12 protein-coding genes are annotated in these 14,574 nt (G+C 57.9%); 5 read left to right on the top strand and 7 right to left on the bottom strand.

Going from position 1 to position 14,574, the window contains the following annotated elements; translation table 11 throughout:
- Positions 1-4: 4 nt before the first annotated feature.
- From AO726_RS08810 to pcaC, 4 genes are read left to right on the top strand one after another with little or no spacing between them, the layout of a single operon-like run.
- Positions 5-1,294: an MFS family transporter gene (locus tag AO726_RS08810; protein ID WP_058067691.1), complete on the top strand. Its 1,290-nt coding sequence runs from the start codon at positions 5-7 to the stop codon at positions 1,292-1,294.
- 9 nt (positions 1,295-1,303) lie between these two features.
- Positions 1,304-2,662, top strand: coding sequence for a 3-carboxy-cis,cis-muconate cycloisomerase (locus AO726_RS08815; RefSeq protein WP_152987260.1), 1,359 nt, complete (start codon positions 1,304-1,306; stop codon positions 2,660-2,662).
- Between the two features lie 12 nt (positions 2,663-2,674).
- Positions 2,675-3,463, top strand: coding sequence for a 3-oxoadipate enol-lactonase (pcaD, locus tag AO726_RS08820; protein WP_058067692.1), 789 nt, complete (start codon positions 2,675-2,677; stop codon positions 3,461-3,463).
- 55 nt (positions 3,464-3,518) lie between these two features.
- Entirely contained in the window at positions 3,519-3,923 is a 405-nt protein-coding gene (gene pcaC, locus AO726_RS08825; protein WP_058067693.1) for a 4-carboxymuconolactone decarboxylase, read from the top strand.
- Positions 3,924-4,049: 126 nt separating this feature from the next.
- Here the strand turns inward: pcaC and AO726_RS08830 are convergent, their stop codons facing one another.
- The 5 genes from AO726_RS08830 to pchA all read right to left on the bottom strand — a co-directional run bounded on the left by AO726_RS08830 (position 4,050) and on the right by pchA (position 10,065).
- Positions 4,050-5,633 (bottom strand): methyl-accepting chemotaxis protein, encoded by a 1,584-nt coding sequence (locus tag AO726_RS08830; protein ID WP_058067694.1) that lies wholly within the window; start codon positions 5,631-5,633, stop codon positions 4,050-4,052.
- A gap of 315 nt (positions 5,634-5,948) precedes the next feature.
- A complete protein-coding gene (locus AO726_RS08835; protein ID WP_058067695.1) occupies positions 5,949-7,514 on the bottom strand; it encodes an FAD-binding oxidoreductase in 1,566 nt (521 codons plus the stop codon).
- Positions 7,511-8,206: a hypothetical protein gene (locus AO726_RS08840; protein ID WP_058067696.1), complete on the bottom strand. Its 696-nt coding sequence runs from the start codon at positions 8,204-8,206 to the stop codon at positions 7,511-7,513. The genes AO726_RS08835 and AO726_RS08840 overlap by 4 nt, the downstream gene beginning before the upstream one ends.
- An 11-nt stretch (positions 8,207-8,217) precedes the next feature.
- Positions 8,218-8,559 carry a c-type cytochrome gene (locus AO726_RS08845; protein ID WP_058067697.1) on the bottom strand — a complete coding sequence of 114 codons (342 nt, stop codon included), beginning with the start codon at positions 8,557-8,559 and terminating at the stop codon, positions 8,218-8,220.
- 30 nt (positions 8,560-8,589) lie between these two features.
- The gene (pchA, locus tag AO726_RS08850; RefSeq protein WP_058067698.1) at positions 8,590-10,065 is read right to left on the bottom strand and encodes a 4-hydroxybenzaldehyde dehydrogenase; all 1,476 of its coding nucleotides are present in this window, start codon (positions 10,063-10,065) and stop codon (positions 8,590-8,592) included.
- Between the two features lie 448 nt (positions 10,066-10,513).
- Between pchA and AO726_RS08860 the strand changes: the two genes are divergently transcribed.
- Positions 10,514-12,361 (top strand): sigma-54-dependent Fis family transcriptional regulator, encoded by a 1,848-nt coding sequence (locus tag AO726_RS08860; protein WP_058067700.1) that lies wholly within the window; start codon positions 10,514-10,516, stop codon positions 12,359-12,361.
- An 81-nt stretch (positions 12,362-12,442) separates the two neighbouring features.
- On the opposite strand, the gene AO726_RS08865 is transcribed toward AO726_RS08860, so the two are convergent.
- Positions 12,443-13,393 carry a SphA family protein gene (locus tag AO726_RS08865; protein ID WP_058067701.1) on the bottom strand — a complete coding sequence of 317 codons (951 nt, stop codon included), beginning with the start codon at positions 13,391-13,393 and terminating at the stop codon, positions 12,443-12,445.
- A 151-nt stretch (positions 13,394-13,544) separates the two neighbouring features.
- Positions 13,545-14,453, bottom strand: a complete 909-nt coding sequence (locus AO726_RS08870) for a helix-turn-helix domain-containing protein (RefSeq protein WP_058067702.1) — start codon at positions 14,451-14,453, stop codon at positions 13,545-13,547.
- Between the last annotated feature and the right edge of the window lie 121 nt (positions 14,454-14,574).

The following is a 14,574-nucleotide window of genomic DNA, read 5'->3' on the forward strand; positions in this document are numbered from 1 at the left end:
GAAAATGACAACAACTCACTACACCGCCGAACAAAAGCGTTCACGTATCTTTTCTATTGTCGGCGCATCATCCGGCAACCTAGTCGAATGGTTCGACTTCTACGTCTATGCATTCTGTGCGATTTATTTCGCTTCTTCTTTCTTTCCTTCCGACGATCCCACAGTTCAGTTGCTGAACACTGCTGGCGTATTTGCCGCGGGCTTTCTGATGCGTCCGATCGGCGGATGGATTTTCGGCCGCCTTGCTGATCGCAAGGGCCGCAAACATTCCATGGTGATTTCGGTGATGCTGATGTGTGTCGGCTCACTGGTGATTGCCTGCCTGCCGACTTACAACGAGATAGGCGCTTGGGCACCGTTCTTCCTGCTGCTGGCGCGTCTTCTGCAAGGTCTCTCGGTGGGCGGCGAATACGGCACCACTGCAACCTACATGAGTGAAGTGGCCCTGCGCGGTCAGCGCGGTTTCTTTGCTTCGTTCCAGTACGTGACCTTGATCGGTGGCCAGCTGTTGGCGGTGTTGCTGATTGTCATCCTGCAACAGTTACTCAGTGAGGAGCAGATGCACGACTGGGGCTGGCGCATTCCGTTTGTCGTCGGTGCGCTGGCGGCAGTTGTGTCGCTGTTTCTGCGCCGCTCGCTGGTGGAAACCAGCAAACCGCAGGAACGTGAAAGCAAAGATGCCGGCAGTGTTAAAGGCCTGTTCCGCAACCACTGGAGCGCCTTTGTTACTGTGCTGGGTTACACCGCCGGTGGCTCGCTGATCTTCTACACCTTCACCACCTACATGCAGAAGTACTTGGTCAACAGCGCGGGCATGGACAAGTCCACCGCCAGCTTCGTGATGACCGGTGTGCTGTTCGTTTACATGTGCATGCAGCCGTTGTTCGGCATGCTCTCTGACCGTATCGGCCGGCGTAACTCTATGCTGCTGTTTGGCGCGCTGGGGGCTCTGTGTACGGTGCCGCTGATGCATGCGCTGAAAGCAGTGGACAGCCCGTTCATGGCCTTTGTGCTGATTACCATCGCCTTGGCTATCGTCAGTCTGTACACCTCCATCAGTGGCTTGGTGAAGGCTGAGATGTTTCCGCCCCATGTGCGTGCGCTGGGTGTTGGGCTGGCGTACGCCGTAGCCAATGCAATGTTTGGCGGAACCGCCGAATATGTCGCCCTGGGCTTGAAGAGCCTGGGCATGGAAGACACGTTTTACTGGTATGTGACCGCCATGATGGTGATCGCATTTCTGTTTAGTTTGCGTCTGCCTAAGCAGGCGGATTATCTCCACAACGATCATTAAAGGTTTTTCATGATGCAGGGAACGGGGAATCAACTGTTCGAACGCTACTTCAGCAGCCAGACCATGAGCGCGGTGTTTTCCGATGCCGGTCGCGTGCAGGGCATGCTGGATTTCGAAGCCGCATTGGCGCGTGCCGAAGCCCGTGTGGGGCTGATTCCTCAAACCGCTGTTGCGCCGATTGAGGCAGCCTGCAAAGCCGAATTGTTCGACTATCAGGCACTGGCTGTGGCGATTGCCACCGCTGGCAACTCGGCGATCCCGCTGGTCAAGGCGCTGGGCAAACGCATTGCTGCCAGCGATGCCGAGGCCGAGCGCTACGTGCACCTCGGCGCGACCAGCCAGGACGCCATGGACAGCGGCCTGATCCTGCAAGTCCGCCAAGCTATTGAATTGATCGAGGCTGATCTGGCTCAGCTGGCTAACGCGTTGGCTGAGCAGGCCAGCCGCCACGCAGCCACTGTGCTGCCGGGGCGCACCTGGCTGCAGCACGCAACGCCGGTCACCCTGGGCATGAAGCTGGCCGGTGTGTTGGGTGCTGTTACCCGCCATCGTCAGCGGCTGGCTGAGCTGAAGCCCCGCGTGCTGGTCCTGCAATTCGGCGGCGCTGCCGGTACGTTGGCGGCGCTGGGTGAACAGGGCTGGGCTGTGAGTGAAGCGCTGGCCGCTGAACTTAACCTCGGCCTGCCTGAGCAGCCGTGGCACACCCAGCGTGATCGTCTGGTGGAGTTCGCCAACCTGCTTGGCCTGATTGCCGGAACCCTGGGCAAGCTCGGTCGTGATCTGAGCCTGCTGATGCAGACCGATGTGGGCGAAGTGTTTGAGCCGTCCGCACCGGGCAAAGGGGGTTCCTCCACTATGCCGCATAAGCGCAATCCGGTCGGTGCCGCAGTATTGATCGGTGCCGCCACCCGCGCGCCGGGCTTGGTCTCCACCATGCTCGCCGGTATGCCGCAAGAGCACGAACGCAGTCTGGGCCTATGGCACGCCGAGTGGGAAACCCTGCCGGAGCTGTGCCGCCTGGTCGCCGGTGCCCTGCAACAGGCGCTGATCGCCGTACCGGGGCTGGAAGTGGACAGCGCGCGCATGCTCAGCAACCTCGACCTGACCAAGGGCCTGGTGCTGGCTGAGGCGGTGAGCATTGCCCTGGCTCAGCGCATTGGTCGCGATGCCTCGCACCACCTGGTCGAAACCTGCTGCCGTCAGGCAATTGCCGAAGGCCGTCACTTGCGTGCGGTGCTGGGCGATAACGCTGAAGTCAGCGCGCAACTCAATAGCGATGAGCTGGATCGTCTGCTCGATCCGGCCCATTACCTCGGACAAGCTGAGCGTTGGGTCGCCCGCGCTGTAGCTGAACATGAAAAATTCTGAAGGAGAATTATCGTGGCAACTCTGCAACTGGCTGATGGCGTGTTGAACTATCAAATCGACGGCCCGGCCGACGCTCCGGTACTGGTAATGTCCAACTCACTGGGCACCAGCCTGGGCATGTGGGATGTGCAAATCCCGGAACTGAGCAAATCCTTCCGCGTGGTGCGTTACGACACCCGTGGTCACGGCGGGTCTTCTGTGACTGAAGGCCCTTACACCATCGAACAGCTGGGCCGCGACGTGCTGGCGCTGCTGGACGAGTTGAAAGTAGAGCGCGCAGCATTCTGCGGTCTGTCCATGGGCGGCCTGATCGGCCAGTGGCTGGGCATCAACGCACCGAAGCGCTTCACCCACCTGGTGCTGTGCAACACCGCAGCCAAAATCGGCAACGCCGAAGGCTGGAACAGCCGCATCGACACCGTAAACGCCGGTGGCGCCAAAGCCATGGCTGACCTGCGTGACGGCTCCATCGCCCGTTGGTTCACCCCGGAATATTCCGCAGCCAACCCGGCTGTGGCAGACCGCATCGTGTCGATGCTGGCTAACACCAACCCGGCCGGTTACGTCGCCAACTGCGCTGCGGTACGTGACGGTGACTTCCGTGAGCAACTGGGCCAGATCGAAGCCAAGACCCTGATCATCTGCGGTACCGGCGACGCTGTGACCACCCCGGAAGATGGTCGCTTTATGCAGCAACGTATTGCTGGCGCGCAGCAGGTCGACTTCCACGCCGCGCACCTGTCCAACGTCGAAGCGGGTGATGCTTTCACCGACGCGCTGATCAGCTTCCTCAAGTCGTAAGTTTTACCCGTGCAGCGTCTGTGGGCGCTGCACCATTGATAGATAGGTGCCAGAAATGGACGAGAAAGAACGTTACGAAGCCGGCATGCAGGTACGCCGTGCGGTACTGGGTGATGCCCATGTGGATCGCAGCCTGAAGAGCCTGACCCCGTTCAATGAAGAGTTCCAGGAAATGATCACCCGTCATGCCTGGGGCGATATCTGGACCCGTCCGGGCCTGCCGCGTCACACCCGCAGCCTGATCACCATCGCCATGCTGATCGGCATGAACCGCGAGGGCGAACTCAAGCTTCACCTGCGCGCCGCCAAGAACAACGGTGTGACCCGTGATGAGATCAAAGAAGTGCTGATGCAGAGTGCGATCTACTGCGGCATCCCTGCCGCCAACGCCACCTTCCACCTGGCTGAGTCGGTGTGGGATGAGGTCGGTGTTGAGTCGCTGCAGAACAAGGCTGAGTAAGCGCTCGTTCCCTCGTATGAGGAATAAAAAACCGGCCATTCAGGCCGGTTTTTTTGTCGCCATTGTGTCGAGGCTAAAGCCGTTCCTGCGCGGTGTGAGGAGCGACTTCAGTCGGTGAATGGGCACTCAGCGGTGTTGGTGTTGAATAATTTGCGCCAGGCTGCGTGAGACAGTGCGCAGGTTGTTGCTGGCATGCTCTGTGCGGGAGACGTTCTCCTGATTGTTTGCGGCAATACTGACCAGGTCAGTCAGGTTGCGCGAGATGTCTTCGGCCACCAGTGTTTGTTCTTCAGCTGCAGTGGCGATCTGCATGTTCATGTCGCGAATGGTTTGTACCGAGTCGGTCACGCCATTGAGAATTTTGCCTGCATGCTGGACCTGCTCAACCCCTTTGATGCTGCTTTGCTTACCGCTTTCAATGGCTTTCACCGCACTCTCAGCTCCGCGTTGCACAGCGCTGATGATGACGTTGATTTCAGCCGTCGATTGCGCGGTGCGTTGCGCCAGATTGCGAACTTCATCTGCTACCACTGCAAAGCCGCGACCACTTTCGCCCGCGCGTGCAGCTTCGATGGCGGCGTTAAGAGCCAGCAGGTTGGTTTGTTCGGCAATGCTGTGGATAACAGCCAGCACTTCGCTGATGCGGCCGCTGTCGTCTTCCAGTTGCAGGATGACTTCCGTGGTGCGGCTGATTTCATCGCGGGTGTTGATGATGCTGTTGACCAGCGCAATCATCGCCTGCTCACCTTCCTGTGTGGCGCGCTCGGCATCGTCGGCAGCCTGGGCGGCGCGTACGGTATGCCCGGCAACTTCCTGGGCGGCAGCGGTCATTTCTTCCATGGCAGTGGCGACCTGATCGGTACGCAGTCCTTGTTCGTGAACACCTTGGGTCATCTGTGAAGCAATTACATTCAGTTCGTCGCTGGAGAGATCCAGTTCGCTGGTGTTCTTGCTCAGGTTGGCAAAGGTCTCGGAGAGGAAGTCGCTGAGGCTGTTGCTGGCTCCGGCCAGATCACCCAGTTCATCGCCACGTTTGCCGGTGATGCGTTCAGAGAAGTTGCCCTGGCTCAGTTGCACCAATGCTTTGGTGACGCGTGACAGGGGAACCATCAGTTGGCTGGTCAGCCACCACAGGCAGGCGAGGAAGTTGAGCAGGGTAAAGGCAATCAGAAACAGGCTGCCGCTGATCCAGGTCCGGGTGACCTGTTGGTCGGTGATTTCAATCTGCTTGTCGGCATTTTCGATGATGCTGTCGAGCAGATTACTGATGTGCTGGCTGCCGTCGCGAGCAATTTCGTCGACCCGGCTCGAGGCACCGTGGGCGTTGTTGCGGAACTGTTCGCCAAGCTCTTTGTGCTCTGCACGCAGTTCGGTCAGTTCGTCTTCAATTGAGCTGTCCAGTTTCATGCGAGCCAGTTCGCTGAGGTAGTGCTGGACTTTCTTTTCCTCGGCAGCGAAGCGTTCTGCACTTTCCGCCGATGCGCTGTATGTGTGGGTCAGAGAGGCCAGTTCGTTGAGTTGTAACTGGTACGACATGGCGGCCTGAGAAATGTAGCGCGATGCATTAAGCGCATCGATGCTCATTGCCTTGTAGCTGTGAGTGTGGCTGGTCAGGAAACCGAAAAAGGTCAGGGCGGTGATCAGCAGTACCAGCAAGCTGGTGCCACAGAGCATCAGTATTTTGGTGCGCAGGGACAGGTTGGCGAGCATGAAGCTAATCCATCTGAAATTTTGGCAGTGCAGCAACATTGTGGGTGCAGACCGGGCAAAGCCGGTCTGCGGTTGCTGTGTGTATTTTTGTGTGACAGCACGGGTTGCCCGGGTACGGGCCGACCCACAAGCCTGTGCCGTAGGTTGGGCTCAGGCAAAGGCGCAGAAAGGGTGTCTGCTGCCTAAACAATTGGTGCACTGGTCTGACGCCAGGCTATTTTGAGGCCGGTTCCGAAAGGTGTCGGACAGGCAGAGGCTCGGTGTGGTGAGCGCTCAAAGAGCCTCGCCGGATTGCTCCGGCGAGGTTCATACGACTTAGAAGTCGTTGTTCAGGTCGATACCTGATTTGCCCGGAGCCAGGATGTTGTTCGGGTCCAGTGCGCGCTTGAGGGTGTGCTCAAGTTTACGCTTAACCGTACCGTAGCTCTGTGCAACACGATCCTGGAAGTGCGGGTTAACACGGTATACCGCGTAGCCGCGCTTCTCGAACTCGTCCAGCAGTTCGTTGAAGCAGGCGTCAGCGCGCTTCAGCTCTTCTGGGTTGGTGCGGTCAAACAGCACGTCGATCACGTGGTGCATGTCACGCCAGCCCACAATGAACTCACCGACGTAGTCCAGGCCGTGCTTGTTCAGGATCTGCTTAGCCAGGGCGAACTGCTTGTCGCACTCGCTGCCACGCGCCTGACTCACCGGGGCGAACCACATGGAGCCACCGCCCCCACGCCAGTTGTACAGACCGAACTCTTGCAGGTTCGGGATGCCTTTCATCATCTCGGAGCGATACTTGAACGGCTGAGTGCCGCCCAGCTCTTTCTCGGTGTACAGCTTGCCTTTGCCCAGCTGAGCCAACGCGCCTTTAACGATCTTCAGGTTAACGTCAACTTGCTCCTGAGTACCGTACAGGGCGGCGTAGACGTTCCAGGCACCGAGGTTTTTGTCATCACGGATTTTCTGTACCACCTCGTCCGGCGTCGCACCCGGCTCGGAGATGTAATCGGAACGGCGTACGCCCGATGTAGCCGCTTCCCAAAGCGTGCCAGCAATCACCACGGAGTTCGGGATGATGTTGGCGATACGCAGCGGACGGATGAACTCAACAATCTCGTTGATATCGGCTTCTTTCGGGAATTTGATTTCCAGCGGCATGATCACCGGAGGTTTCGGCATCAGCCAGAAGCCCATCTTGGTGCAGATACCGTAGTTGGCCTGAGTGAACATGCCGTCCAGTGTCGGGCCGTAACCCCACTTGAACACTTGCCAGGCGTTGTCGCCTTTCACGCCGCCCATACCGGTGCGATACACGTCACCGTTGGCCAGAACCACTTCCATACCGCACTGCATCAGGAAGTGTTCGCCGTACGGGGTGTAACCCACGCCGCGGTCCATGGTGTTGCCCAGCGGACCTGCGATGGCCGATGGCGCGGAGAAGGACAGCATCAGCGGCAGGTTGTTTTCCTGGATGTAATCGTACAGCTGGCCGTAGGTTACGCCCGGCTCAACAAGAGCAGTGCACAGCTCTGGGTCGATGTTGAGGATCTTGTTCATCTTCTTCAGGTCAAGAATGACCTGACCGCGCTGGCCTGGGGCCGCGGAACCGTAACCGAAGTTACGGCCGGTGGAGATGGTCCATACCGGGATTTTGTGCTCGTTACAGATCTTAACCACACCTTGAACGTGCTCCACGCTCAGGGCAGTGACTGCCGCCGAAGGCGTGTGGTTTTCGTTCTCGGTGGACATCATGATCTTGTTGTACGGGACGAGTTGCTCGTTCTTAACCAGTACGTTTTCATCGCCCACCAGCTTACGGAACTTGGCCACAGCCTGTTCGAAGTTGGCAGCGTCTACGCCCTTAGGCAGCAGTTGGGTGTTTTGCTCGGTCATACGTTATGACTCCTTCCGGACTCGATCGAGAACGAAACGAAATGGCCGCGAAGCGGCTTGTTTTGATTGCTGATACGTGGCGCATTGCCTGCATCGGTGCGACCAGCTGAAGCCAATACGTGGCCCAGGGTGGCAGCCCACTGATCGGCTGCGTCGGCACGCTTGGCGTTGATGGCCAGATCAAGGTTCAGGCGTTGCTCGCCCTGACGCTGTTCACGCAGGGTGAAGCCAGCACCGCAGCTGCTCAGCTGATGGCCGAGGCGCAGTGCACAGCTGTCGTTGGCATCGGCGCTGAGCAGTTCATGGCGAGAGCCTTTGCTGTCAGCCGCATGCAGACCGACCCACTGAACACGGGCACCGGCACTGCGCGCCAGATCCAGAATCAGCGTGGCGCTGGCATCATCAACCAGGCCGATAATGCGCTGCGGTTGATCGCTGGCCAATTGAGCGGCCAGCGCCTGCATGTAGGCTGCATCCAGATCCGTACGCTGAACCTGGATAGTGCTCTGGCCGTTGCGTGCGCCCAGCAGAAAGGCGGCTTCTGCCTCATTGCCGCTGACCAACGCCAGCGACGGACGAGCCGAATCACGCAGCAGACCAGAGGCCATAGAGAGGCCCGAGGCGCTCAGTGCGGCAACGGACAGACCACTGACGGCAGCCCCTTTGAGAAGAGTACGACGTGCGACGTTCATAGCGTCACTCCTCAAGGTTTGGCTACAGCAGCCGGAGCCGGAGACTTCTGGATGTACTCGCCAACCTGCTGCAGCGACTTGTCGTCGATGTACGAAGCAGTGAAGGCAGGCATCGCGCGGAAGCCGTTACGAACGATCGCCTGAATGTACTCAGGTGGCAGTTGGCGGCCTTTGATCACAGGGCCTACGCCCGCTTCGTGGCAGTGGCCGCACACTTTCGCGTACAGGTTTTCGCCGCTTTTCCAGACGCCATCGCCATCAGCAGAGGCGGTGGTGCTCATCAGAGCCATTGGCAGTGCAAGGCAGGCTGCGATGGCACTGCCACGCAACGCGCTTTTCTTCAGTTGGAACATATGGTGCTCCTGGTTTTTATAGGACACGGTTTAGAAGGGGTAATGGCGCGGCTTGTGTTGCACCGAAATCCAGTGATCCGTAGTGAACTCTTCGATAGCCCAGTCGCCGTTGAAGCGGCCCAGGCCGGAGTTCTTCTCACCACCAAACGGAGCGTTCGGCTCGTCGTTTACCGGGATGTCGTTGATGTGAGTCATGCCTGCGTGGATACGACGGGCGAACTGCACACCGCGGTCCAGGTTCTGAGTGAACACAGCGCTGGACAGGCCGTACTCGCTCATATTGGCCAGCTCAAGTGCGTGGGCTTCGTCGCGGGCGCACTGAATGCCTACCAACGGGCCGAAGATTTCTTCGCGAGCAATTTCCATGTCGGCAGTCACGTCAGCGAAGACGTGCGGCGGCATGACGTTGCCTTGTGGCTCAGCTTCAACCAGAACCTTGGCACCTTCAGCTTTGGCGGTGGCGATCTTCTCTTTCAGACCATCCAGCTGCTTGCTGTTAATCACCGGGCCAACCACAGTTTTCGGATCGCTCGGATCGCCGTACTGCAGTGCTTTTACGCGAGTGGCATAACGCTCACAGAACTCGGCATACAGCGGCTGCTCAACGATGATGCGGTTAATCGCCATGCAGATCTGACCCTGGTGCAGGAACTTGCCCACAACAGCAGCGTTAACGGCTTGGTCCAGATCAGCGTCAGCCAGAACTACGAACGGGCTGTTACCGCCCAGCTCTAGTGCCACGTGCTTGAGGTGTTCACCGCCGCTGGCAATGCGACCGATGTTGCGGCCAACCTGAGTCGAACCGGTGAAGGAGATAAAGCCAGGAACCGGGTGCTCAACAAAGGCATCACCGATTTCAGCACCGGAACCTACGACGACGCTCACAACACCTTTCGGCAGACCAGCTTCTTCGAAGATACGGGCCAACAGCAGACCGCCGGTAACCGGGGTGTCGCTGGCAGGCTTGATCACAACAGCGTTGCCCAATGCCAGAGCCGGGGAGGTAGAACGGGCAGTCAGGTGCAGTGGGAAGTTCCACGGACTGATTACGCCGATTACGCCCAGGGCTTCACGGTAAACGCGGTTTTCTTTACCCGGTACGTTGGACGCCATGATGCGACCGTGTACACGGCTTGCCAGGCTAGCTGACTCCAGAGTGATTGCACGGGCTGCGCCCCACTCGATTTCAGCTTTGATACGGGTGCTGCCTGATTCACGAATGATCCATTCAACGATTTCTTCGTGACGCTGGTCGAAGATCTCGACTGCCTTGACCATGATCGCAGCACGTTGTGCAGGACCGGTTTCAGCCCATTCCAGTTGAGCTTTGCGGGCACCTTCGTAGGCCTCGTTGAGGTCTTCACGGGTAGCCAGCTGAATGTTCAGCAGTACATCGTTGTTGAATGGGTTGAGTACGTTCAGCGTACGGCTGGAAGAACCAGCACGCAGCTGACCTGCAATAGGTTGCAGCTCAAGGTTTTCATAGGCAGCAGGGCGTAGGGACATGGAGTTACTCCTCCGTTCTTTCTAATTCAAAGTAGCCTGTTAAGAACCGCTTCAATACAAAGTGCTAAGTGGTAGGCAGTACTTGTTGGATGACGGCAATAACTGACACTTCGTTCCTGAAATGGGACCAAAGGTCGCAGCTACAGTGCTTCCGTCGGCCCTGTATCAAGAAGCATGCCTGTTCCAGAATGGGCTGCGCGAAATTGCCGCAGGGCAGTGTTTGCAGGGCTTACAGGCTGCTCGCCTGAAAACAGGTGAGCAGGTGATGGCAGGCGGGGTGCGGGAAATTATTGAGAATTTTTTACGGCCAGATGAAAAGCCTGCGAAAATTCAGTGATTACGTTCGTTAATCGGACGCATTGATGACCATTCGCCAGAGTTTCATTGACCCACATCATTACCTGCCCAACTATTGCCGCCGTATTTCAGGCTTGAGAACAGAAACCCTATGCCGCGTTCTACTCCCCCGGATTCCGGCCCTGAAGAAGACTTCATCGCGCGCTTGCTCAGTCGCAAAAAGCGTTTGCTGGTTAATCGCAGCAGTCAGTTTCAGGACAGCGGATTCCCCAATGCTGAGCACCTTGCAGAGACGGTGACCTTTGCACCGCAAGATGGTTTTATCTGGTTGTGCGGCCAGCGCATGATGTTGCTGCAGGGCTCCGCATTTGGAGCGATGCGCCGTGAGCTGATCAAGTCCATGGGTAAGGACAAAGCGCGCGGTTTATTAACCCGTCTGGGGTGGCAGGCAGGCGCCCGGGACGCGGCGCAGGTGGCTGAACAGTGGCCTGAAGGTGATCATGCTGCTCTGTACAGTGCAGGCCCGCGCCTGCATATGCTCGAAGGCATGGTCAATGTCGAGGCCGTGCGCTTTGAAATTGATAACAGCATCGGGCATTTCTACTCAGAGTTTCTCTGGCACAACTCCCTTGAAGCGGATGAGCACCTGGCGACTTATGGCCTGAGTGATGAGGCGGTGTGCTGGATGTCCATCGGCTATGCCAGTGGTTATGCCTCATCGTTGTCCGGGCGTTTGATCGTGTTCCGTGAGCTGGAGTGTTGCGGCTGTGGTCAGGCGGCCTGCCGCATCGTTGGTAAACCCGCTAATCAGTGGGATGACGTTTCTGCCGAACTGGCCTATCTGGATGCCGAAGCGTTTCTCAGCGAAAGCAACCATCCGATGCCTGAAGACGATGGCCTGCTGGCGTCAGAGTATGAAGTCGACCTGTCGGCAGAGATGGTTGGCGGCTCCTCCGGCTTTATTGCCGCGCGGCAATTGTTGGAAAAGGTCGCGCCGACACAGGCAACCGTGCTGCTTACCGGTGAGTCGGGCGTGGGTAAAGAGTTCTTTGCCCAAACCCTGCATCAGCACAGCCGACGCAGTGACAGGCCGTGGGTGGCACTGAACTGCGCCAACCTGCCGGAGAACCTTGTTGAAGCCGAGTTGTTTGGCGTTGAACGCGGGGCCTTTACCGGTGCTGAGCGCTCGCGTCCGGGACGCTTCGAGCGGGCCGATGGCGGCACACTGTTTCTAGATGAAATCGGCAGCCTCAGTGCCAGCGCCCAAAGCAAGATTCTGCGTGCCCTGCAGGAAGGCGAATTTGAGCGTGTGGGCGGCAATACCTCGATCAAGGTCGATGTACGTGTGATCGCCGCGACCCACGTCGACTTGCGTGCTGAAGTGGCGGCGGGGCGATTCCGCGAAGACTTGTTCTATCGCCTCAATGTCTATCCGATCCATCTGCCACCACTGCGTGAGCGCCGCGAAGATATTCAGCCATTGATGAGCTACTTCTTGCGGCGTTTCACTCAGCGTTATGAGAAAAGCATTCCCGGCTTTACCACGCGTTTGGTCAATGTGTTGTTGACCCACACCTTCCCCGGCAACATCCGCGAGCTGCAAAACCTCATCGAGCGTGGTGTGATCACCTGCGATGAGGGCGAGGCGATGGACGTCAAGCACATCACCTTGGGAAATAAAGAGAGCTTCCTGACGCCGACAGGCTTAACTGCGTCGGGCCGCTTGCAGCCAGCCGCTGTTGCCGAGACGGTTGCCTCTGCGGCGGTGCCGGATGCTGAGTTGGGTCGGGATGAGTTGTTCGGCGCAGAGACCGCGCTGGACAATCTGCGTGCTTTCGTCAGCGGCCAGCGCCGCGAACTGGGTACCACGCTGGAGGATGTCGAGACCATGCTGATTCGCCTGGCGTTGGAAAAATCCGACGGCAACATCACTGCCGCCGCTCAGATGCTCGGCATGAGCCGGGCGCAGGTGAGTTATCGCATCAAGTCGCAGAAGTAGGTGGTTCGCGACGCCGCCTTTGTCGCATGAAAAAGCCCCTGTCAGCTCGCGCTGACAGGGGCTTTTTGATTCACCGGTCGCTTAGAGCGGGGTGGTGAATTTGAACCAGTAGGTCTGGCCTTCGGCGCGGTTGCGTACGCCGGTTTCTTCTTGCCATTTGGCGCTGAACAGCCAGCCGTCTTTGCTTGCGTATTGGAACGCAGGGCCGATCGACAGGGTGCGGCCGCGGTTGCCGCCGGTGGCGTCTACAGCAGCTGCGGAGGCGCAGTTGGAGTAGCTGCACTTGTCATCGCTGATTTGGGTGTAGGCGTGGCCGCCGACGCCCACTACCCAGCCATTACCCAAGCCCCAGCCCAGGGTGTAGTCCAGGTGCAGCTCCTGACCGGAGGTGTAGTTGGTGTCTTTGTTTTCGAAGTTGTAGTCGTACATCAGACGCATATCGGCGTTAAAGCCGTTCGGGTCGATGTGGCTCAGTGCGAACACGCCCTGCACGGTGTAGTAGTTGTTGCCGAGGTTGATGATGTCGTCTTTGTCATAGCTGCCGGTAGGCAGAACGAAGTCAACGCCGGTTGCGATGTGCAGCTTCTCACTCAGGTGGAAACCAACAACCGGGCCCAGGTGCATGTCACCGATGCCGCGTTTGTGGTCGTGCGGGCCGCCATTTTTGATGTTCAGGCGCATGTCGTTCAGTGGCAGCAGGGCGTGGAAGCCCAGGTCGCCGCCAAGGACTTTCTGCTCGGTTACCCAAACAAAACGCGGCACGATGCTGGTGACTCGCAGGTCGATTTCAGCGGCTTTGTTGCCGGCGTTGTCGCGTAAGGTATCAGCGGTGTAGTTACCCGCGAAGATCTGACCATAAGTGCCAGCCGGAGGCAGGATGCCCATGCCGTAGATTTCGATGCCCATCGGCCAGGAGGACAGACCGCCCTCGGTGGCGTTGGCACTACCGATAGCGGTAGTGGCGAGCAGGGTGGCAGCAGCAAGCTTCTTCAGGTGCACGGAGGCAGAAGTGGTTTTTTTAGTAAAACGCATGTGTAAGGCCCATTTGTTTTTTATAAGCGGCGGGCTTACTTACAAGGATCGCGCCAAGTGCAATAAAACTGAAACCATGCGCTAGAACGCGGGGTTGCGACGTTTTGTCTCGGGCTGCGCAGGCATTCGAGAGGGCTGCTTGCGGATTCTGTTAATGAAATTCTTCGCTGTTTACATCTATCGACACTGATTCAGTGTTAGGGCGCTGTTGGCGGAAGGCATTGGCGGTCTGTCCGCTGATGCGTTTGAAAAAACGTGAAAAGTAGGCCGGATCAACAAAGCCCAATGCATCGGCAATCTGCGCGATGGACATGGTGGTGTAGATCAGGTTGCGTTTGGCCTCCAACAGCAGGCGCTGGTGGATCAGTTGCAGTGCACTGTGTCCGGCGAATTGGCGGCACAGGTTGTTCAGGTAGGTGCTCGACAGGCCAATTTGGTGGGCATAGCGTTCCACAGACCAATGCTCGCGGTAATGTTTTTCGATCAGGTTGAGGAACGCCACCATATAGTCGCGGCCCCGATCATCACCGCTGGTGACGGTGCTTGTGCGCTTGCGCTGGCGTGCCAACCACACGGCTAAAGCGTTCACCATGGCTTGTAATAATGTGTCCCGGGCCATGTCAGTGCCTTCATATTCACTCTGCAATACGGCGAACAGCGTATCCAGATGACGTGCTGACTCCCGTACGGGATAGCAGGCGGCGGTACTGAGCTTGGGGTCCAGATCGGCTTCAAGTTGTGTCACCAGAGGCGCGGCGAGTGTCAGCACATAACCGTCGATATCGTCGGCAAACTGAAAGCCGTGTACGAACATTGCCGGTACCACCTGAATGGAGGGTTCGCGGATTTCCCGGCGGATGCCCTCGATCTCGACCTGGCACACGCCATGGCGAAAGTAAAACAGCTGATACAGCGCGGCATGCTGGTGTGACTGGATCTCCCAGTGGTGTTTGCTGCTGCGGCTGGAAATGGTTTCGCAGTGGATCAAATCGGGGGTCGGCCAGTCCTGATTTTCGCCATACAGTTTGAAAACCGGTACTGGCGATTTGGTCTTATCCATTAGTCGTATAGGCCTCGCGTGGCTGCCGTGCTAGCAGCATGTTTTATTTCGATAATCGCACGAAGTTTCGAAAAGTACATTTTATTGCCCGATTTTAACCTTAACAGGGCAATGCTTTTGG

The organism is Pseudomonas sp. TTU2014-080ASC (genome assembly GCF_001446935.1).
Taxonomy (GTDB): Bacteria; Pseudomonadota; Gammaproteobacteria; order Pseudomonadales; family Pseudomonadaceae; genus Aquipseudomonas.